The following is an 18,191-nucleotide window of genomic DNA, read 5'->3' on the forward strand; positions in this document are numbered from 1 at the left end:
TGACGGCCGATCTCCCCCCTCGTGGGGGAGATGTCCGGCAGGACAGAGAGGGGCGCGAAGGATCGCTACGGAATGGCTCGTTTCGTTGCTTATCGCCCGGTCTTCTGCACACGCGCTGCTTCGGCAGAAATCGCCGCGTCGAGCCCCTGCCAGTCGCCCAGGAATTCCCGGGGGAAGCGGTAGGTGAGGCTGAGATTGTCGCCGACCAGGATGTCGCGTTCGCAGGGCGCCAGCGATTCGTCCGCGCTCGGGCCGCTCAGGCAGCGTGCGACGAACGGATCCTCGCCGGGGCGATCGGCGACCGCCAGCACTTCGTTGAGATAGCCTGATTTTTCGCTGAAGGCGTAAAGCGTGGTGCCGCCAGGGCCGGGCGTACCCGGCTTGGCGATCAGCGCGCTGTAGATCGGCGCGAAGCGGCCGCTCATGTCGCGCGACATCATCTGCGGCTCGAACGACAGGAAGACGATGTCCTTGCTGGGTCCGGTGTGGTTGAAGTCGTTGCGGGCAGCCTCGCTGTAGCCATCCATCTCGGGATAGCGCAGATAGAGGTCGAGTCGCGAGGCGATGCCGTCGCGCCGGGCCTGGGCAAAGCGGATGACATTGGCCGGCACGGCGATGACGTTGTTGCCGATGACGACCCTGTGGACCGTGGTGTCGTCGGTGTACCCGGCCATGGCGATCGAGCGGCCGAACCATTTGCCGCCGAGGCTGATCGCCACCGAAACCAGCGCCAGCGTCGCGAATGCATAAAACACCCGCCTCATCAGCGTCGAATCGACGACGCTGAGTTGCGGGCCCTCAGTGGCGGCTGCCTGCTTCATCACAATCCTCGTTTGCCGTGCCATCGGGTGTGCCTGAACGGCACATCTCGGCGCGGCACGGCTCTTGCTTCGCAGCTTTGCGGGCGACTGTGCGATTTCATGGTAAACGGAGGGTAAAGATGGGCCCCGTCGAACAAATCATATTCAGTTTTATGGCTGGGCTGACGGCTTGCGGCCTGGCCGGATCGGCGATGGAGCTGATCGCCGGCCGCAGGCTTGCCTTCGTCCAGCCTTATGTATCGTCGAAGCACATGCTGCGCTCACTCGCCGCAACGGCTTGCGCCGGGCCGCTGATGTTCGCCAACGAGGCGCTGGACGCCTGGCGCGAGCGTCGCATCTCGGTGCTGGGGCTGATCTCCTGCGGCTGTACGGCGACCATCTGGGCACTGGCGCTGGGCATGGTGGTGATCGCCATTGCGTCCTGGGCGGCTTCGCTTCTAGGGTCTGGCAGCTTGTCGGTGTGAGACGATCTGGAGACAGCAATGCCGATCTACGCGATTGACGGAAAAGCGCCCGCCTTCGACGACGCCGACAGCAACTGGATCGCGCCCGATGCCACCCTGATCGGCAATATCAGGATTGGCCGCAATGCCGGCTTCTGGTTCGGCGTCGTCGTCCGCGGCGACGACGAGCCGATCGTCGTCGGCGCCGACACAAACGTGCAGGAGCACACAATCATGCACACCGACGCCGGCTTTCCGCTGACCGTCGGCCAAGGCTGCACGATCGGCCACCGTGCCTTGCTGCACGGATGCACGATCGGCGACAACAGCCTGATCGGCATGGGCGCCATCGTGCTGAATGGGGCGAAGATCGGCAACAACTCGCTGGTCGGTGCCGGCGCGCTGGTCACCGAAGGCAAGCAATTTCCCGACAATTCGCTGATCGTCGGCTCGCCCGCGCGCGTCGTCAGGATGCTCGACGAGGACGCAGTCGCCAGGCTGCGCGCCTCGGCCGCGCATTATGTGGCAAACGGCAGGCGGTTCAGGGCGGGGCTGAAGAAGGTCTAGCCGACCCGGAAATGGCGGAGCCGGGCCTTAAGATACCGAAGCATAACCCCTTCCAAGTCAAACCGGCTGGGCGGTCGGCCGGAACAAGATCTCGTTGATATCGACGTCGTCGGGCTCGTTGATCGCGAAGGCGACCGTTCGGGCAAACGTATCTGGCCCCACGGCGATCTTGCTCACGAAGTCCCTGGTCCCCTGCTGGATATCCTTCTCGCTGATATGCTCGAGCAACTCTGTGCTGACAGCGCCCGGCGAGATCACCGTGGTGCGGATATTGTAGGGTTTCACCTCTTTCCGCAGACCCTCGGATAGCGCACGCACCGCGAACTTGGTGGCGCAATAGACCGCCGCACCCAGGTCGACCACATGGCCGTATACGGACGAGACATTGATAATGTGCCCCGATCGCTGCTCCTTCATGTACGGAAGCGCGGCCGCGATGCCGTAAAGGACGCCCTTGATGTTGACGTCGATCATCCGGTCCCATTCGTCGACCTTGAGCCGTTCGAGCGGGGCCAACGGCATGAGGCCCGCATTGTTGAGCATCACGTCGATGCGGCCGAATTCCCGGACCGCCGTGTTCACCAGATTCTGGACCTGGCCGGCGTCGGTGACGTCGGTAGTAACGGCCTTGGCTTTGTGCCCAGCGGCGGTCAGTTCCTGGACAAGGGCGTCGATGCGGTGTGACCGCCGTGCACCCAGGACCACGGAAGCGCCTCGTGCGGCAAGATGGCGTGCCGTCGCTTCACCGAGGCCACTGCTGGCACCGGTGATGACGACGACCTTGTTCTCGATTCCTTTGGACATGAGATTCTCCTAGACAAGAATTGAAAGAGTTCAGGTGCGGGGGCCGGCCGAGGCGGCGAGCAAGGCCGAGCCCGTGAGCAGGACGGCGGCGAGAAGGAAGGCGCTCCACCAGCCGGCCACGTCGAACAGCAGGCCTCCTGCAATAGCGCCGCCTGCGATCGCGAACTGGATCAGGGCGACCTGGAGTCCGCCCCCGGCCTCCAGGTCTTCAGGGATGAGCGTGCTCATCCAGGTGTTCCACGCCACCGGGATCGGGGTAGCGAACAGTCCCCAAAGAACCAGCAGGCCGGCCGTGGCGCGTGCAAACGGTCCAAAGGCAATCAGCAGTAGAGCGAAGACCGCGAGTGCACTCGGCAGCCCGATCAGCACGGCTGTGAGGTGCTGCCGGAGTATGAAGCCGACAATCGACAGTCCCGCCACGCCACCGAGGCCGACGCCCAATAGAGCCAGTGAGAGGGTGTTGACCTCAAGGCCCGTCACGTTTTCCAGAAACGGCCGCAGATAGATCGAGAGCGCGTTCTGCCCGATGAAAGCGAGCCCGGTCGCGCCCATGCCGATGGCGAATCTGCGATTCCGCAGCAGGCCGAACATGCTCGACACCGAGGCGATCTCTATCGGCGGCATCTTCGGGAGAACGGCCAACTGCCACACGAGCGCCGCAAGGCCGATGGGGACAGTGACGAAAAAGGTTCCCCGCCATCCGATCAGCGATCCGAGGAAGCTGCCGACGGGCGCGGCGATCACCAATGCGAAGGCAGTGCCACCCTGGAGCAAGGCAATGGCCTTGGGCAGGTCGGGTCCCGCGGCCAGGCGGGCCAGAATGGCCGTCGACAGTGACCAGAAACCGCCAATCGCGATGCCCACCAGCGCCCGCCCGGCCAGGAAGACCAGGAAGTTGGGAGCAAGCGCCACCGCCAGGCTCGATGCGGCCAGCACTGCCGTATAGACCACAACCACCGTCCGTCGATCGACGTTTCGCACAGCGAGTTGCCGAAGAGGCTGGTAACCACGGCGAAGAATCCGGATACCGCGATTGCCTGGCCTGCCTGACCCTCGGAGACGGCCAGATCCTGAGCGATCGGGGTGAGCAGGCTCACCGGGAGGAACTCCAGTCCGACCAGAAGGAAGGTCAGCAGCGACAGGCAGACCACCGCAGACCATGGGGTCGTCCCGCTGTCAGCAGCAGTGGCCTCGTCCAGCACGAAATCGATGGTCATAAGGCAGTCTCCTGTCCGTTCCCGAACTAAGTAGTCGGGCTGGCCAAATGCGACTAGCGGGTATAATTTTGATGTGGTTGTGAATGAGGCTCATCAATGCCACGCGACGAGTTCGCCGAAATGCGCGCGTTCCTGGAGATCACCCGGACGCGGAGCTTCACCCGAGCAGCCGCCAAGCTCGGGGTCACTCCTTCGGCCCTTAGCCACACCATCAAGTCGCTGGAGTCGCGGCTTGGCGTCCGTCTTCTGTCTCGCACCACGCGCGACGTGGCCCCGACGGCGGCCGGTCAACGCCTCAAGGAAGGCATCGAACCGCATTTCGAAGGCATCGCGGCTGAGGTCAGCGCTCTCGGCGTCCTTCGCGACAGGCCGTCCGGCAACATTCGCCTGGTGTGCACCGACGATTCGGTCGACATTGTCTTCCGCACCCGGCTGCCAAAGTTCCTGAGCGACTTCCCCGATATCAATGTCGAGTTGGTGGTCGACAACGCCTTCACCAACATCGTCGAGCGCCAGTTCGATGCCGGCGTGCGTCTGGGCGAGTCCATTGCCCGGGATATGGTAGCCGTGCGCATCGGAGCCGACGTGACCTACACTGTGGTCGGCTCACCCCATTACTTCGCCCACCGGACACCGCCGGAGACGCCGCAGGAGCTGACCGACCATAACTGCATCAACTACCGGCTGCCGACGTCAGGATCGGTCTATGCCTGGGAATTGCGGGAAGGAGCGCGCGAGTTCAGTGCTCGGGTCGAGGGGCAACTGACGCTTAACAACATGGGGCCGGCGATCCAGGCCGCGCTTGACGGAGTGGGCTTGGCCTATCTGCCGCGCGAACTCGTCCTTCCACACATTGAGAGTGGCCTTCTCCAAGAAGTCCTGACCAAATGGTGCCCAACGTTCCAGGGTTACCACCTGTACTATCCAAGCCGGCGCCATCCCTCTCCGGCGTTTTCCGCCTTTGTCGACGCGTTCCGTATCAGGGGCAAGTAACAGCGTTTCGACGTCAAACGGGAGCTCGTATCCCACAAACGATCGTGAGACAGCTTGGATGACGAAGCGCAGTTGGAGGCAAAGCCGAGATAACTTTATCGAGATGTGTTCCGCCAAAAATGGTGGAGCCGGCCCGGGGACGGGGCCGGCTCCTTAAACCCGGTCGTTGGGGACGGGGAGGGTGGGGACTCGACCGGGTTTCTCCTCAAGCGCGAAGTCATGCGACGCACTTAACCTCTGCTTTATGCATGTCGTTATCCCAAAACCGCTACGCGCTTTTGGGCGACATGCCTTGGCGTCCTCAGCGGACGCTGGCGACCGCGTCGGAGCGGCCGTCGTTGATCGTCACCCAGGCGCCGGAATTCCGCTCGGACTGGCGCTTCAGGTAGGTGTAGCCGGTATTGGTCCAGGACAGCACCTTGGGCTGGAGATTGTCGAGGATGAACTCGCCAAGGCTGGTGCGCACGGTCAGCACCGCATGGCCGTCGCCATTGCGCTGGCGCACCACCGTCATCAGCAGATCGCCGGCCGGCACGCCGATGCTCATCAGCTCGCGGCGCTTTTCCAGCGCATAGTCCTCGCAGTCGCCGAAGCCGCTATTGGGAAAAGACCAGACTTCCTCCTTGCCCCACATTTCCATGTCGGTGCGCGGCGCGACCCTGCTGTTGACCGAATTATTGATCTTGACGATCGTCGCCCACAGCTTGCGGGTCAGCTCGACGGGCGCCCGGCCAGGCGTCCTCTGATTGCATTCCTGCGGAAGCTGCTGGCACATTTCGTAGTGTCCGACCGGCTGCGTGGTGCGGCCGCCGGTGTGCATGAAGGCCGGCTCCGCCGCGTTTACAGTCCCCCAACCGAAAAGCTGCATCGCTATTGCCGCCAGCAACAGCTTGCCCCTCATCCTGTTCATTATTCAGTCTCCCCGTTTGAGGAGACAATGACACGGCTGGATTTATTTGACGCAAAAGCGCGAAGTAGACATTAAGTAAAACGCCGATAGAATAAACATAAAATTTGACGCAATTGAATATAGAATTGTTTAAGGATTCCAGCCGGGCATGTTCCCATGCTTCGTCGCACCGTTCGAACAACTGGGATGGCGGGACAGAGGGGGCGCGAAGGATCGCCAGCCTCTCTTCCCGATAGTGCTAACGCTTCCGCGTCAGCCGCGCGATGAGCTGAATTCGGTATCGAGCGTTTCCGGCCGCTGGATGACGGCGAACTCTATGGCGACGCCATCTTCGAAATGCCGCACTATCTGGCCGCGCATGGTGCCCAGCGTCACCTGGACGCCGATGGCCGGCTTGACGTCGATCTCGATCGCCGCGCCCGACAGCGACAGGTCGATGATGCGGCACTGGTACTGGCGTCCGTCGGCAAGCTGCAGCACGCTCGTCGGGTTGCGCGGTGCGACGCGTTCATGGCGGCGGTCTTCCGGCAGGTCGAGCTCGTGCTTGTTGGCAAGCCAGGTCAGTTGCGCGGCGAGCTTGTCCCTCTTGCGCTCCGACGCGATGACGGTCATCGCAAAGCCATCCTGCAGCGTGCGGGTGATGACGCCTTCAATGCGGCCGATGTGATCGATATAGGCAATGACCTTTTCGCCAGCCAGGCCGGCGCGCTCGGTGCGCAGCGCAACGTTGCCGGGCGACATGTCGACCACCTGGCAGGGATGTTCGGTGCGGTCTTCCAGCATGAAGCGTCCGTAAATTTTCACGCGGACGCGCTGAAAGTTACGCCTTTCAGCTTGGGACGGCGCATGGTCGACCGCCGCTGACCTCATCACTGCCATACCCCGTTCGGCATTCCGCGCATGGATGCGGGGAATTTCAGCGGAAAACTACAACAAAGCAGGTTAACAAAGGGGAAAGCCCGGCGCCATTGCTTTAAGCTTTAGGCATCATTCCTCGCGTCCGCCGTCGAAGACGACCAGGTGACGGATGCGGCGGGCCTGGCCGAGCGCCGAAATCGTCTCGGGCGGGTCGAATTCCGACGGGGCGAGCGAGGGAACCTCTATCGCCGGCCGGTTCCCCGGGAACATCGGCTCCTTGTCGGGATCGACGACGCGGATCGAATCGATCAGCGCGTCGAGAACCGGGTCGGCGCCCAGCCAGAAGGGCTTTTCGACGGCACTTATAACACCGAGGCAACGCGGGCTCTCGACACCGCCGTCGAGCGGCAGCGCGAGCAGCTCGAACCTGTTGGAACGGCCGCTGCGGCTGAAACCCTCGTAGGTGATGAGCACCACCGATTTCAGGTCGAAGACGCCATCGGTCAGCTTCGAAATCAGCCGCTGGTCCTTCTCGCGCCACAGCGAAGGGAATGAAAACCCCTTGAGTTCGCGGCCATAGACCGCGCAGAGCCTGGTGCCGGCCAGCCGGAACACCGCTTCGCCGCGCGTGTCCTTTTCCAGGATGAACGTGTCGGCCAGCAGCGACTTGATGTCGGCGGGTTCGACTTCCGAGCGCTTCGGGGCAGGGCGTCCGTCACGCAACCGGTTCCAATAATGGAACAGCGTGATCGATCCGGTCTGGTTCATGCTAATGCTGCTCCGCGCATTCTGTCTTCTGATGTCCCATCGGTGAACAGAAGGGCGCCCTCCGAAGACCTACATGCGTTGCGGAGCAGGATGCGTGCCAGCATCGTTAATACTTGTTCACGGGTCGGGGCGGTTAAGGTTAACAACTGGTTTACGTTGCGCGCCGGCCAGGCCTGTGGCACACCAAAACCACTCCAGAAGCGGTCGTTTTGCGACGATCGGCAGCACTTCAGTCAAGAGTTCAGGGGGAGCAAGGGGGCTCGACCAGCCGTTCAAGGGAAACCTTGGACGGCTTCTTTTTTTGATTCGGGGCTGCTGATTCGCCGTTTGTGATTCGGTTGGCCGTGATCTACATGCTCGCCAAGTCCAATCCAGCGACTGAGTGCAAGCCATATGAGCGACCCAGAAAGCCCACCGGAGATCGAGCAGGGTCAGGGTGGGCCTGCCGCCCGCGAACCGGAGCAGCGCCGCGAACCGGTGTTCAACCTGCCGCCCGTGGTGCTGGCGGTGATCGGCATCTGCGTCGCGGTCCATCTGATCCGGGTCTATTGGCTGACCGACGACCAGGACTTCGAACTGCTTGTCCGGGCTGCCTTTGTCCCCATCCGCTATTCGGGCCGCTTCGATCTGGATTTCTTCGCGTTTTCGAGCCCCTTTACCTATGCCTTCCTGCATGGCGGCTTTGCCCATCTTGCCATCAACATGGTGTGGCTCGCGGCCTTCGGCTCACCGTTGGCCAACCGCTTCGGCGCGCTGCGCTTCAGCCTGTTCTTCGCCGCGACCGGACTGGCGGCGGTGGCGTTGTTCTGGGCCATGCACCCGCTTGGCGAGGCGCCGCTGGTCGGCGCCTCCGGCGCGATTTCCGGCATGATGGGCGCGGCGGCACGCTACGGCTTCCGCATCGACCGATCGTCGGGCAAGGCCGCCTTCGCCGGCCAGCCTTTGCCGATGGCGGCGGTGCTGCGCTCGCGCGGCGTCGTCACCTTTCTCGCCATGTGGATGGTGATCAACCTCGCGACCGGCCTCTTCGGCCTGGCGCCTGGCATTGACGGCCAGATCGCCTGGGAAGCCCATATTGGCGGCTTTCTTGCCGGCTTTTTCGGCCTGCGGTTTTTTGATCGGCGAGAGCAGGTGCCCCGGCAGGCGGACGAGCCGGAGACCTGAGACGACCGCACTTGAAATGCAACCGTTCGCGGCGCACCATGTTCATCCCAGGGCAAGCCGGCCAGGGCAGGAGCCGGCAGGAAATGCAGAGGAGGACGCCATGACTGTTAAGGCAATTCTCGAGGCAAAAGGCCACGACGTGGTGACGCTCGGGCCGAACGAAAAGCTCAGCGAAGCCATCCGCATGCTTTCCGAACACAGGATCGGCGCGCTGGTCATCACCAACGGCGATCACAAGATCGTCGGCATTCTTTCCGAGCGCGATGTGGTGCGGGTTCTCGCCAAAGAGGGGGCGGCGGCGCTCGACCTTGCCGTCCGCTCGGCGATGACGCCCAAGGTGAAGATCTGCAATGAGAACCACACCGTCAACGAGGTCATGGAGATCATGACCAAGGGCCGCTTCCGCCATCTGCCGGTGGAAAAGAACGGGCTGCTCGACGGCATCGTGTCGATCGGCGACGTGGTCAAGCGGCGCATCGAGGATGTCGAGCGCGAGGCCGAGGAGATCAGGGCCTATATCGCCACGGCATAGGTGACGGCGGCCGGGTTGCCGGCAGGTCGATTTTTCAAGCTGCTATCGCAGTTCGTCGCGGCAGGTGCGGGCCTGTGCCGCGTCGGCGCCTGCGGCTTTGCGCTTGTCTCTTTTGGCGGTTTGCACTAGCGAAGTTGCACAGCAAAATATGCGTTCTCGCATATCCGCAATTTCAGTATGCAGGCCCTTATGAGCATTATCGACACCCGCACGCCCGACGCCAAGCGCCTGGTTCCCGGCGCCACCGGCGACTGGGAGATCATCATCGGCCTCGAGGTCCACGCGCAGGTGACCTCGCAGGCAAAGCTGTTTTCCGGCGCCTCGACCATTTTCGGCGCCGCGCCCAACGCCAATGTCAGCCTGGTCGACGCGGCGATGCCCGGCATGCTGCCGGTCATCAACGAGGAATGCGTCAAGCAGGCGATCCGCACCGGGCTGGGCCTGAAGGCCGAGATCAACCACAAATCGGTCTTCGACAGGAAAAACTATTTCTATCCCGACCTGCCGCAGGGCTACCAGATCTCGCAGTTCAAGCAGCCGATCGTCGGCGAGGGGAAGGTGATCGTCTCGGTCGGCCCGGACCGGCAGGGCGAATTCGAGGACATCGAGGTCGGCATCGAGCGCCTGCATCTGGAGCAGGACGCCGGCAAGTCGATGCACGACCAGCATGCGACGATGTCCTATGTCGATCTCAACCGCTCCGGCGTGGCGCTGATGGAGATCGTCTCCAAGCCGGATATGCGCTCCGCCGATGAAGCCAAGGCCTATGTCACCAAGCTGCGCACCATCGTGCGCTACCTCGGCACGTGCGACGGCAATATGGACGAAGGCTCGCTGCGCGCCGACGTCAACGTCTCGGTGCGCCGGCCCGGCGGCGAATTCGGTACGCGCTGCGAGATCAAGAACGTCAACTCCATCCGTTTCATCGGCCAGGCCATCGAGTACGAGGCGCGCCGCCAGATTGCCATTCTCGAGGACGGCGGCAAGATCGACCAGGAAACGCGGCTGTTCGACGCCGTCAAGGGCGAGACGCGCTCAATGCGCACCAAGGAAGAGGCGCATGACTACCGCTATTTCCCTGATCCGGACCTTCTGCCCCTGGAATTCGACCAGGCCTATGTCGACGCGCTCGCCAAGGAATTGCCAGAACTGCCGGACGAAAAACGCGCCCGTTTCATGAAGGATTTTGGGCTCTCGGAATATAATGCCGACGTTCTGACGTCGGAGTTGGCAGATTCAGAATATTTCGAGAAGGTGTTGGAGGCTGTTCGCGCTGAGGGTGTGGCTGTTGAAGAAAAGCAAGGCGCTGGCCATACCGTCGCTCATGGAATTTCGAACATGATCGTCAACGAGGTGTTCGGTGCACTTAGAAACGCCGGCGTTGCTATCGGCGAATGCCCTATCTCACCCAGCCAGTTGGCTTCCATTGTCGTCCTGATGCGGGAAGGCACCATCTCCGGCAAGATCGCCAAGGATCTGTTCGAGATCGTCTGGAACGAGGGCGGCGATCCGCGTCAGCTGGTCGAAAGCCGCGGCATGAAGCAGGTCACCGATACCGGCGCCATCGAAAAGGCGGTGGACGAGGTGATCGCGGCCAACCCGGACAAGGTCGAACAGGCGCGCGCCAAGCCGACCATGGCCGGCTGGTTCGTCGGCCAGGTGATGAAGGCGACCGGCGGCAAGGCCAATCCACAGGCGGTCAACGAGCTGGTCAAGGCCAGGCTCGGGATCGAGTAGGATGTTCGTCCGCACCGCCGGCGAGCGCGATCTTGCGGCGGTGCGCGCATTGCTGGTCGAGACATGGCATGCCACCTATGATGCCATCTACGGCGCGGCGCGGGTTACCGAAATCACCGATGAATGGCATTCGATCGCCGCGCTCAAGGCACGGCTGACGCGGCCCAACTCGGAGTTCCTGCTCGCCGATGACGGCAAAAGCATCGGCGGCATGGCTTTCGCCGCCGCCACCACGGATGCCAGGATCGTCATGCTGAACCAGCTTTACGTGCATCCGGCCTGGCAGAGGCAAGGCATCGGCCAGGCGCTGCTGGACGAGATCGAGGCCAGCTTTCCGGAGGCCCGGACGCTGCGCGTCAAGGTCGAGGAAGCAAATGCTCCGGCCGTCGCCTTTTACCGCTCGCGAGGGTTCTTGCCCGCCGGCAACACGGCCGATTGCGGCGGCGCCTCGGGCTTGCCGGCGCTGGTTTTGGAGAAGCAACTCGGATAGCTCGTTCGCCTGACGCTCAGTTGCGTTTCTCAGGCAGGTTGGAGCAGCCGGCAGCGAGAAACTCGCACGGCAGGCTGCCGCCGCCGCCCGACGTGTGCGGGGGCGTGGCGGCTTCGATTTTTTCCACCTCGTAATATTTCGAGGTGACGCCCCATTTTTTGACGCCCTGGCACGTCGAGCGCACGCCAACCTCCGTCGCCTTTGCCACAGTCTTGTAATAGGTGGTGATCCGGCAGGATTGGCTGACCGGCAGCGCGTTCGCCGGGCTCGTGACCGGCGGCAGGAAGTTCGGGAAGGCAAGCAGCGAGATTGCCGCAATGATCCTGACGGCGGGCATGGTGTGAGGGAGGTGCAGCATCGTTTGTCTCCATCGATGGCGCCGCTCGCTCGTGGCGCAGCGGCGCGTTTGTTCCGGCAAGATCAGGCCATGATGCCGGCGCTGCCGCATCTGCCGCGCGGGGGAAGGCGGCAGCGGTCTGAACCGCCGCCGTCATCCGCGAGCGGCCGCGTCAGGGCGTTTTCGGCTTGATGAGCGTCTTTATCGGAACGGCGACTTTTGGAGGCCGGACCGTACTGGCTCCACCGTCGACGGCCAGCCCGCCGCTGTTGAGATAGCGCACCGTATAGTGCAGCTCATAGCCGGGAACTCTGATCCATGTAGGCTTGGGATTGAACTGGTCCGGAGGCCTCGAATACCACTTCGGGATCTGCATGATCTTGGAACCGGCACCGAATCCCGCAGTCTTGGCCGCTACCGCGAAGGCGCTGTCTCTGGGATCGTTCGGCGGCTGGTCGACATTGCCGATGACGACCAGCGAATCGTATTTTCGCGCGTCGAGCCTGAGTACGGGAAGGTTCAGCGCAGCCACGTCGCCTTCGCGCATCGTCAGGGCTTTCTGAACGCCGTCCTCATTGGCATAGACGTTGAGGTTTATGGCCTCGGATTCCGCATAGACGACATTGTTGTGGAAGTCGCGGGCTGGCAGGCGTGTGAGGCTGTCGAAGGTCACTTCAACCGTCGGCTTGGCTATGGCGTCCGTCACCACCAGGTTGCGCCGCGGCACCGTCCAGAAGATGAGATCATCGCCGGTGGCCTGCGTGCCGGCATCGGAGCCGTCTATTGCCGAGCATTTCGAATTTGGAACCGGCGTCGTCACCGGCAGGGGTGCCGAAAACGAGCTGCGTACCTGAGCGTCGATGTAGTTGCCGACGTTGAAAACGTCTTCGAGGATGTTGCCGCCCTCGAAGCTCGCCGGGCCGGGTTGCGAGCGAATGATGACCTGGCTGGAATCGGTCTGCCAGCCGCTGCAGAAGACGTTGACGTCTATGGGAATGCCGATGTGGCGGTCGGAGGTCACCGGGATCGAGACTTTGATGTTCAGGATGTAAGGAACTTTGACAAACCAGCTGTTCGGCTGGTTCAGCATCTGCGTCGCAAAGCGCGACGGCCGCCATTGCTTCAGCGATTCGATCGATGCGCGTGATGATCGTCCCTGGGCGGCCAGCTGTGCGTTGGTGGCGTCGACCTTGGCTTGCGCCAGGTTGCGGACGGTGTTGGTGATCAGGAACACGCCGAGTTCGGCTTTGCAGGGCCTGTTCGATTGTGTGGCGTTGCATGGGGCAAGTGCCGCACTGGGAACCGGCGGCCCCGACGGCGGCGGCTGGGCGGCCGCGGCGGCCGCCATCAGGCAGAAGAACAGCATCGTGCAGGTTTTCAACATGGTATCCTCGCTCTTTCGGTTGGAAACCACCCTCCGGCTAGACAACACCATTTCTTCGACAGCGGTTCATCGCCCGCATGGGGGACGAACCGCGAAACATCGGGCCGGCCCAGCGACGTCGAGACGCCGTCCTTTCGGATTGGATATCTACTGCTTCACGACGCCTTTGGTTGTCGCCATCGGCGCGACGACCTTGGGCTTGGGGGTTTTCGGGCCGGGGTCGACTACCAATGCGGCCGTGCAGGAGCATTTGCCCGAACCGCAGTTCAGGTCGCCCTTGCACATTTTGGAATGCCGCATATCGGTGCAGTCGGCGGTCCCGGAGCAGGAGCAACTGCCTTGCCCAATCGTTCCGGACTGACATTTGAAGCTCCATGCCGGATCGGCGGCAAGGCCGGCCACAGCGAGCGATACGGCAAAAAGCGTCGTCGAGATGAGCTTGCGCATGAATACCTCCCGGTTCTATCGAGCGATGGAACCACGAAGCAGCAACGCCTTCATCTCCCGCGCGGGGGACGAACTCGCATACCGGTGACGATCGTCAATGCTGTCCCTTCAGCACGACGAGATAGCCGCGTTCGACGCGAAGCCGGAACGCGATTTGCCCTGCAGTGCCGGGATCCTTGGAAACCTTGTCGATGACATAGCCGCTGGGATGCGAGCCAAGCCATTCTTCCGGTTTGTCGGTGCTTTCGAACGGCTTTTGCAACCGGGCCAGGAAGCCGACTTCGCCCTGATAGTCGAAAGCCACGGCCCAGTCCGCATCCTTTCGCTCGTAGATGAAGTTGGCGAGCGGCGTCAGATCATAGCGTTTGAACGCGGTTGCCGATGCCACCGCGTGGCCAATGCCGAAAATGACAAGCATGACGATGGCCGAGCTCTTCAGCCTGGCGAGCGGGATCTCCGCCATGAAATAGCCGAACAGGATGACCACGAACGGCAACATCGGCACGACATAATGAGGCTGCTTGCCGGATATCGCGCTGAACACCAGAAACACGGCAACGAACGAGAATGACAGCAGGCGCAAGGCGCGCAGATCCGGCGACTTCGCGTCGATCAGGTTGCGTATCCGCGTGCGCAGCTTCAACCGCCACACCTCGGGTATGAAGATCCACGGTATGAACATGACGGGCAGCAGCAGCAGATAGAAATAGAACGGCCGGCCATGCGAATTGCGCAAATTGCCGGTGACGCGCCCCGCCGACTGGTTCCAGACGAGATCATAAACGAAATTGCCTTTTGTCAGGATGGTCGCCGGCACCAGCCAGATCGCCACCGGAATTAGTGCGGCGAGCAGGGCCAGGCCCACTCCAGCGAGGAAGTTCGGTGTCGTCAGTCCCGCCCGCCGGTCGCGCCAGAACGGGTAGAACAGGATGGGCGCGCCGATATGGATCAGCACCACTGGGCCTTTCGTCAGCACGCCCATGCCGATGAACAGCCCGGCCAGAACGGCCTGCCAGCGGTTGCCGCTGCGGGCAAAGGCAATCAACGACAACAGCGCGGCGAGCACAAAGACCGTCAGCAACAGGTCGAACAGGATCAGCGTCGAATAGATGACGAACACGCTGCTTCCGGCAACCAGCCAGGGGATGCGCCGAGCGATGTCGTCGCGGCCCGGAAACAGGGTCTTTGCCAAAGCCGTCGTCAGCCAGATGACGAGCGAGGAGGCGGCGAAGATGACCAGCATCGCCGCCGGCCTGCTGGCGCCGAAAATGTTCCAGACAAGGTCGATAAGCCAAAACAGCAGTGGCGGCTTCTGCAGATAGGGCGCGAAATTCATCGTCGGGACGAAGATCTGTCCGCTCAGATACATTTCCCAGGTGACGCTGAGATATCGCGTTTCGTCGACGGGCAGCAGTGGCCGGAAAGCGACCGCGATTACGATCAGCCCAAGCAGAAAGAGGTAGGGGAGCAGTCGCTCGGTAGATGTCGGTGTCAAAGATCGAGATCCGCGCCAGAAACCATTTTCATTCCAGCCGAGCATAGTGCCGCGTTTCTGGACCGCGAACGACCGCACCATGATTTTGGCCGAATTGCAACGATGCCGGTTTCGTTTCCCAGATTTTGCGGACGATGGTGTCAAAGGTTTGAAAAACTTACCGGCCGAGTCTTTTGGACCGCTGCCGGTCCGGGGAACCTGAGCAAAATCAACTGGAGCGCAACGGCGGTGACAATTCGCGCATCAACAGTTCGAGCTCGCGCTGATCGCCGGTACCGGTCTTGTCGAAGATCGTCGCCAGCTGCGACTTGACGGTGCCGTCCGAGACGCCGCCGGCCGCGGCAATTTCCTTTCGCGTCAGGCCGGCGGCAACGTGACCGGCGACTCGCCTTTCTGCCGCGGTCAGTCCGAACAGCGCCGCAATGGCGTCCAGCGCCGGGGTCGGTGTCGAACCGGCCGCGGCGATGAAGATCGCTGCGGCGGCGCGTTGCGAGATGCGCGCCGAGATTTCACGCCGCGCCAGCGGCATGACATGGGCCACTGCCGGAACGACCGTCCTGGCCAGGGGAATATTGATGCCGCAAGGTCCGAGCGCGAATTCGTCGCGCGTGCCGAGCTGGACGGCACGGCCGATCGCGGCGTTGGCGTTGGCATAGGTGAAGGAAAGCTGTCCGCGCACGCAAGCGACCGAGATGTTTTCGGCGAGCAGCGCTTCGGCTGACGGGTTGGCGAAGATGATGGTCATGTCTTCGGCCACGATCAGCACCGGATGGTCGAGGCTTTCGATGATGGAACGGAAGATTTCGGCCTTGCGCCGCTCGGCTTCGAACAGGTCGCCGATGGTCACCGCGCGCCGCACATGCGGTGCCAGCAGGCTGACAAGCTCGAGATCCTCGCGGGAAATCTGGCGCCTGTCCTTGTCGGTCACCACCATCAACGTGCCGATCCGGGTCGGCCGCTTCATCAACGCCACCCAGAAGAAATCGTCCAGGCGGTTGGGTTGCACCCATTCGCGCACGATGCGGCTTTCGAGCCATCTCTGTCGCGTATCCGGGCCTTGCAAAGCGTAGATCGAATCGACGGTGAACGGCACGTCGATCTCCATCTTGGGAACCGCCGCATAGAACGGCACTTGCGAGCCGTAGTCATGCTTCAACGGCTCAAGAACTGCGGGATCGCCGCAGGACACCGAAAATCGCGCGGAGCTGCTGATCGTGTCGATGACGGCGAGCATGGCAAGCTGGCCTTCCGCCAGATTGCAGATGGCCTCGAGTGTCGCCTGCCAGCGGTCGACGTCGGCAATCGAATCGTAGATCGCCTCAACGACCTGCGGCAATGCGCGACCGGCCGTGCCCGCCAGCGATGACATGAGCCCCTCTCATTTGCCGTCCTTGAGGCAACGAAGCTTCAACTGCTAGAATAACGCTGCGTAAGGTTGCCAACAACCTATTTCATCTGCTTCGGACGGCCGCGAAAATAGCATGAACGTATCGCTTTCCCGTCAGCCATTTGCTCGCCTGTTGCGGCAAGACCCTTGCCTTCGCAATGCCGTGACGCCATAAGCAGGAACAGGTGCCGCAGCCGCCGCGAGGACTTGCTTCAAGGACTTGCCACGAGGATTTGGATGAAGACTTTCCTTCTGCAGTTTTTCACCTGGTGGAACAGCCAGACATTGGGAACGCGCTTCCACACCTGGCGGCACGGCAAGAAGGTCGGGCAGGACGAGGTCGGCAACGTCTACTATGAGGGCGGCGTCGATTCGGAAGGCCGCACCCGTCGCTGGGTCATCTACCGCGACTATTCGGAAGCCTCGGCGATTCCGCCCGGCTGGCATGGCTGGATCCATCATCGTGTCGATGTTGCGCCGCCAAGCGAAGACTACAAGCCACGCGACTGGCAAAAGCCGCATGTGCCGAACCTCACCGGCAGCCCCGCGGCCTATCGCCCGAAAGGCTCGGTGCTGACCAACCAGCATCGTCCGCAGGTGACGGGCGACTACGACGCCTGGACGCCTGGTTCGTGATCGATCGCCGCGACACGCGCGCGGTCCCCAAGGGCGCGGTCCCCACGGGGGCGGTCCTTTGTCGCCACAATTGCTGTTTAGCTGTTTGCTGATCCGACAGCAGCAACTAGCCTTGGCGTTAAGAGAATCACCCCGGGCGCAAACCACCGGACCTTGCATGAGCATGTTCAGCCGAATTTTGACGGGCGGATTAACCGCGGTCGTTCTCGCTTCTATGGTGGCGCTTGCTACTGCGCAGGAATTGGCGCCGCCTGCGCCGGACGCGTCGGTGGCGCCTGCAGCACCGGCAGTATCCGAGCGCATCACCAATCCAGTCGCTGAATTCGCCGGCATCGACAAGATCACCGGCCGTATCATCACCTTCGATGTCTACATCGACGAGACGGTGCAGTTCGGCGCTTTGCAGGTGACGCCGCGCATCTGCTATTCGCGGCCCGAAAACGAAGAGCCGAAGACGGATTCGTTCGTCGAGGTCGACGAGATCACGCTCGACCGGAAAATACGCCGTATCTTCACCGGCTGGATGTTTGCCGAAAGCCCCGGGATCAACGCCGTCGAGCATGCCGTCTATGATATCTGGCTGAAGGGCTGCAAGCAGAAGTCCGACGTGCCGGCACCCGCCGCCCCCAAAACCAACTAGGATCTGTCAGTGCGCGGCGCATACCGCGCCCTGCGGAACCGCCGCGTTGCCCGAGCGTTGGTGCCTCTCTACGGAGGAGGTTGCCATGATGATGGCCAACAAGAACGAACTTCTCGACATCGAAAGGGGATTCTGGACCGGCGGTGCCGACTATTTCAAAGCCAATGCCGATACTGACTGCCTGGTGGCCTTCCCGCAGATGGCGCGGGTGATGAGCAATACCGATCTGGCCGCAACTGCCACGGACCCGAACCGCTGGCGCGATCTCGACATCGACCTCAAGGGCATCATCGAGCCGGGCAGCGACATCGTCATGCTGACCTACGAGGCGCGTGCGACGCGGCAAGATGGCGAAGCCTATGCGGCGCTGGTCAGCACCGGCTATGTCCACCGCGTCAATGGCTGGAAGATGATGTTCCACGCACAGACGCCGCTGGTGACGGCAGCAAAAGGCTGACCGGCCGCAAGAGTATCCGTGTTGGTCAAGGGAGAGATGGTGTCCAGGTCCGATTGTCCCTGAGTAGTGCGTTTGCGAGGATGATGAGCTTTCGCATGATGGCT

20 protein-coding genes and 1 pseudogene are annotated in these 18,191 nt (G+C 62.2%); 10 read left to right on the plus strand and 11 right to left on the minus strand.

Going from position 1 to position 18,191, the window contains the following annotated elements; all coding sequences use genetic code 11:
• Window positions 1–89 precede the first annotated feature (89 nt).
• Window positions 90–821, minus strand: coding sequence for a hypothetical protein (locus tag NKI72_RS28145; protein WP_352614207.1), 732 nt, complete (start codon window positions 819–821; stop codon window positions 90–92).
• A gap of 119 nt (window positions 822–940) precedes the next feature.
• Between NKI72_RS28145 and NKI72_RS28150 the strand changes: the two genes are divergently transcribed.
• Window positions 941–1,285, plus strand: coding sequence for a DUF6949 family protein (locus tag NKI72_RS28150; protein ID WP_254817711.1), 345 nt, complete (start codon window positions 941–943; stop codon window positions 1,283–1,285).
• 18 nt (window positions 1,286–1,303) lie between these two features.
• Window positions 1,304–1,831, plus strand: a complete 528-nt coding sequence (locus NKI72_RS28155; RefSeq protein ID WP_352836898.1) for a gamma carbonic anhydrase family protein — start codon at window positions 1,304–1,306, stop codon at window positions 1,829–1,831.
• Window positions 1,832–1,888: 57 nt separating this feature from the next.
• Here NKI72_RS28155 and NKI72_RS28160 read toward each other — a convergent pair whose 3' ends face one another.
• Window positions 1,889–2,635 (minus strand): SDR family oxidoreductase, encoded by a 747-nt coding sequence (locus tag NKI72_RS28160; RefSeq protein ID WP_352851465.1) that lies wholly within the window; start codon window positions 2,633–2,635, stop codon window positions 1,889–1,891.
• Window positions 2,636–2,665: 30 nt separating this feature from the next.
• Window positions 2,666–3,852: pseudogene (locus NKI72_RS28165) on the minus strand (MFS transporter).
• Between the two features lie 96 nt (window positions 3,853–3,948).
• On the opposite strand from NKI72_RS28165, the gene NKI72_RS28170 reads away from it, so the two are divergent.
• Window positions 3,949–4,845, plus strand: coding sequence for a LysR family transcriptional regulator (locus NKI72_RS28170; RefSeq protein ID WP_352614203.1), 897 nt, complete (start codon window positions 3,949–3,951; stop codon window positions 4,843–4,845).
• 301 nt (window positions 4,846–5,146) lie between these two features.
• On the opposite strand, the gene NKI72_RS28175 is transcribed toward NKI72_RS28170, so the two are convergent.
• The 3 genes from NKI72_RS28175 to NKI72_RS28185 form a co-directional block, all read right to left on the minus strand.
• Window positions 5,147–5,746, minus strand: a complete 600-nt coding sequence (locus tag NKI72_RS28175) for a transglutaminase-like cysteine peptidase (RefSeq protein ID WP_352836918.1) — start codon at window positions 5,744–5,746, stop codon at window positions 5,147–5,149.
• A 261-nt stretch (window positions 5,747–6,007) separates the two neighbouring features.
• Window positions 6,008–6,625, minus strand: coding sequence for a PilZ domain-containing protein (locus NKI72_RS28180; RefSeq protein ID WP_352458466.1), 618 nt, complete (start codon window positions 6,623–6,625; stop codon window positions 6,008–6,010).
• Window positions 6,626–6,742: 117 nt separating this feature from the next.
• Window positions 6,743–7,381 (minus strand): PAS domain-containing protein, encoded by a 639-nt coding sequence (locus NKI72_RS28185; RefSeq protein WP_023674809.1) that lies wholly within the window; start codon window positions 7,379–7,381, stop codon window positions 6,743–6,745.
• A 393-nt stretch (window positions 7,382–7,774) separates the two neighbouring features.
• On the opposite strand from NKI72_RS28185, the gene NKI72_RS28190 reads away from it, so the two are divergent.
• The 4 genes from NKI72_RS28190 (at window position 7,775) to NKI72_RS28205 (ending at window position 11,304) form a co-directional block, all read left to right on the plus strand.
• Entirely contained in the window at window positions 7,775–8,545 is a 771-nt protein-coding gene (locus tag NKI72_RS28190; protein ID WP_352541382.1) for a rhomboid family intramembrane serine protease, read from the plus strand.
• Window positions 8,546–8,645: 100 nt separating this feature from the next.
• Window positions 8,646–9,077 (plus strand): CBS domain-containing protein, encoded by a 432-nt coding sequence (locus NKI72_RS28195; protein ID WP_023674810.1) that lies wholly within the window; start codon window positions 8,646–8,648, stop codon window positions 9,075–9,077.
• A 189-nt stretch (window positions 9,078–9,266) separates the two neighbouring features.
• Window positions 9,267–10,814, plus strand: coding sequence for an Asp-tRNA(Asn)/Glu-tRNA(Gln) amidotransferase subunit GatB (gene gatB / locus NKI72_RS28200; RefSeq protein ID WP_352836892.1), 1,548 nt, complete (start codon window positions 9,267–9,269; stop codon window positions 10,812–10,814).
• A gap of 1 nt (window position 10,815) precedes the next feature.
• Window positions 10,816–11,304 carry a GNAT family N-acetyltransferase gene (locus NKI72_RS28205; protein ID WP_352836889.1) on the plus strand — a complete coding sequence of 163 codons (489 nt, stop codon included), beginning with the start codon at window positions 10,816–10,818 and terminating at the stop codon, window positions 11,302–11,304.
• A gap of 16 nt (window positions 11,305–11,320) precedes the next feature.
• Here the strand turns inward: NKI72_RS28205 and NKI72_RS28210 are convergent, their stop codons facing one another.
• The 5 genes from NKI72_RS28210 to NKI72_RS28230 form a co-directional block, all read right to left on the minus strand.
• A complete protein-coding gene (locus NKI72_RS28210; RefSeq protein ID WP_352851466.1) occupies window positions 11,321–11,662 on the minus strand; it encodes a hypothetical protein in 342 nt (113 codons plus the stop codon).
• A 151-nt stretch (window positions 11,663–11,813) separates the two neighbouring features.
• The gene (locus NKI72_RS28215) at window positions 11,814–13,025 is read right to left on the minus strand and encodes a hypothetical protein (protein WP_352851467.1); all 1,212 of its coding nucleotides are present in this window, start codon (window positions 13,023–13,025) and stop codon (window positions 11,814–11,816) included.
• Window positions 13,026–13,172: 147 nt separating this feature from the next.
• Window positions 13,173–13,472: a hypothetical protein gene (locus tag NKI72_RS28220; RefSeq protein ID WP_352472757.1), complete on the minus strand. Its 300-nt coding sequence runs from the start codon at window positions 13,470–13,472 to the stop codon at window positions 13,173–13,175.
• Between the two features lie 94 nt (window positions 13,473–13,566).
• Window positions 13,567–14,967, minus strand: coding sequence for an ArnT family glycosyltransferase (locus NKI72_RS28225; RefSeq protein WP_352835973.1), 1,401 nt, complete (start codon window positions 14,965–14,967; stop codon window positions 13,567–13,569).
• A 208-nt stretch (window positions 14,968–15,175) separates the two neighbouring features.
• Window positions 15,176–16,336 carry a helix-turn-helix transcriptional regulator gene (locus NKI72_RS28230; protein WP_352593827.1) on the minus strand — a complete coding sequence of 387 codons (1,161 nt, stop codon included), beginning with the start codon at window positions 16,334–16,336 and terminating at the stop codon, window positions 15,176–15,178.
• 255 nt (window positions 16,337–16,591) lie between these two features.
• Here NKI72_RS28230 and NKI72_RS28235 point away from each other — a divergent pair, with 255 nt between their 5' ends.
• The 3 genes from NKI72_RS28235 to NKI72_RS28245 all read left to right on the plus strand — a co-directional run bounded on the left by NKI72_RS28235 (window position 16,592) and on the right by NKI72_RS28245 (window position 18,087).
• The gene (locus tag NKI72_RS28235; RefSeq protein WP_023674818.1) at window positions 16,592–16,990 is read left to right on the plus strand and encodes an NADH:ubiquinone oxidoreductase subunit NDUFA12; all 399 of its coding nucleotides are present in this window, start codon (window positions 16,592–16,594) and stop codon (window positions 16,988–16,990) included.
• Between the two features lie 157 nt (window positions 16,991–17,147).
• A complete protein-coding gene (locus tag NKI72_RS28240) occupies window positions 17,148–17,630 on the plus strand; it encodes a DUF2155 domain-containing protein (RefSeq protein ID WP_023674819.1) in 483 nt (160 codons plus the stop codon).
• A gap of 88 nt (window positions 17,631–17,718) precedes the next feature.
• The gene (locus NKI72_RS28245) at window positions 17,719–18,087 is read left to right on the plus strand and encodes a hypothetical protein (RefSeq protein ID WP_352472795.1); all 369 of its coding nucleotides are present in this window, start codon (window positions 17,719–17,721) and stop codon (window positions 18,085–18,087) included.
• Window positions 18,088–18,191 lie beyond the last annotated feature (104 nt).

The organism is Mesorhizobium sp. M0437, from assembly GCF_040321335.1.
Taxonomy (GTDB): Bacteria; Pseudomonadota; Alphaproteobacteria; order Rhizobiales; family Rhizobiaceae; genus Mesorhizobium.

Coding starts and splice junctions, on each gene's coding strand:
- NKI72_RS28145 (WP_352614207.1), bottom strand. CDS start 821: ATGAAGCAGGCAGCCGCCACTGAGGGCCCGCAACTCAGCGTCGTCGAT.
- NKI72_RS28150 (WP_254817711.1), top strand. CDS start 941: ATGGGCCCCGTCGAACAAATCATATTCAGTTTTATGGCTGGGCTGACG.
- NKI72_RS28155 (WP_352836898.1), top strand. CDS start 1,304: ATGCCGATCTACGCGATTGACGGAAAAGCGCCCGCCTTCGACGACGCC.
- NKI72_RS28160 (WP_352851465.1), bottom strand. CDS start 2,635: ATGTCCAAAGGAATCGAGAACAAGGTCGTCGTCATCACCGGTGCCAGC.
- NKI72_RS28170 (WP_352614203.1), top strand. CDS start 3,949: ATGCCACGCGACGAGTTCGCCGAAATGCGCGCGTTCCTGGAGATCACC.
- NKI72_RS28175 (WP_352836918.1), bottom strand. CDS start 5,746: ATGAGGGGCAAGCTGTTGCTGGCGGCAATAGCGATGCAGCTTTTCGGT.
- NKI72_RS28180 (WP_352458466.1), bottom strand. CDS start 6,625: ATGAGGTCAGCGGCGGTCGACCATGCGCCGTCCCAAGCTGAAAGGCGT.
- NKI72_RS28185 (WP_023674809.1), bottom strand. CDS start 7,381: ATGAACCAGACCGGATCGATCACGCTGTTCCATTATTGGAACCGGTTG.
- NKI72_RS28190 (WP_352541382.1), top strand. CDS start 7,775: ATGAGCGACCCAGAAAGCCCACCGGAGATCGAGCAGGGTCAGGGTGGG.
- NKI72_RS28195 (WP_023674810.1), top strand. CDS start 8,646: ATGACTGTTAAGGCAATTCTCGAGGCAAAAGGCCACGACGTGGTGACG.
- gatB (WP_352836892.1), top strand. CDS start 9,267: ATGAGCATTATCGACACCCGCACGCCCGACGCCAAGCGCCTGGTTCCC.
- NKI72_RS28205 (WP_352836889.1), top strand. CDS start 10,816: ATGTTCGTCCGCACCGCCGGCGAGCGCGATCTTGCGGCGGTGCGCGCA.
- NKI72_RS28210 (WP_352851466.1), bottom strand. CDS start 11,662: ATGCTGCACCTCCCTCACACCATGCCCGCCGTCAGGATCATTGCGGCA.
- NKI72_RS28215 (WP_352851467.1), bottom strand. CDS start 13,025: ATGTTGAAAACCTGCACGATGCTGTTCTTCTGCCTGATGGCGGCCGCC.
- NKI72_RS28220 (WP_352472757.1), bottom strand. CDS start 13,472: ATGCGCAAGCTCATCTCGACGACGCTTTTTGCCGTATCGCTCGCTGTG.
- NKI72_RS28230 (WP_352593827.1), bottom strand. CDS start 16,336: ATGTCATCGCTGGCGGGCACGGCCGGTCGCGCATTGCCGCAGGTCGTT.
- NKI72_RS28235 (WP_023674818.1), top strand. CDS start 16,592: ATGAAGACTTTCCTTCTGCAGTTTTTCACCTGGTGGAACAGCCAGACA.
- NKI72_RS28240 (WP_023674819.1), top strand. CDS start 17,148: ATGAGCATGTTCAGCCGAATTTTGACGGGCGGATTAACCGCGGTCGTT.
- NKI72_RS28245 (WP_352472795.1), top strand. CDS start 17,719: ATGATGGCCAACAAGAACGAACTTCTCGACATCGAAAGGGGATTCTGG.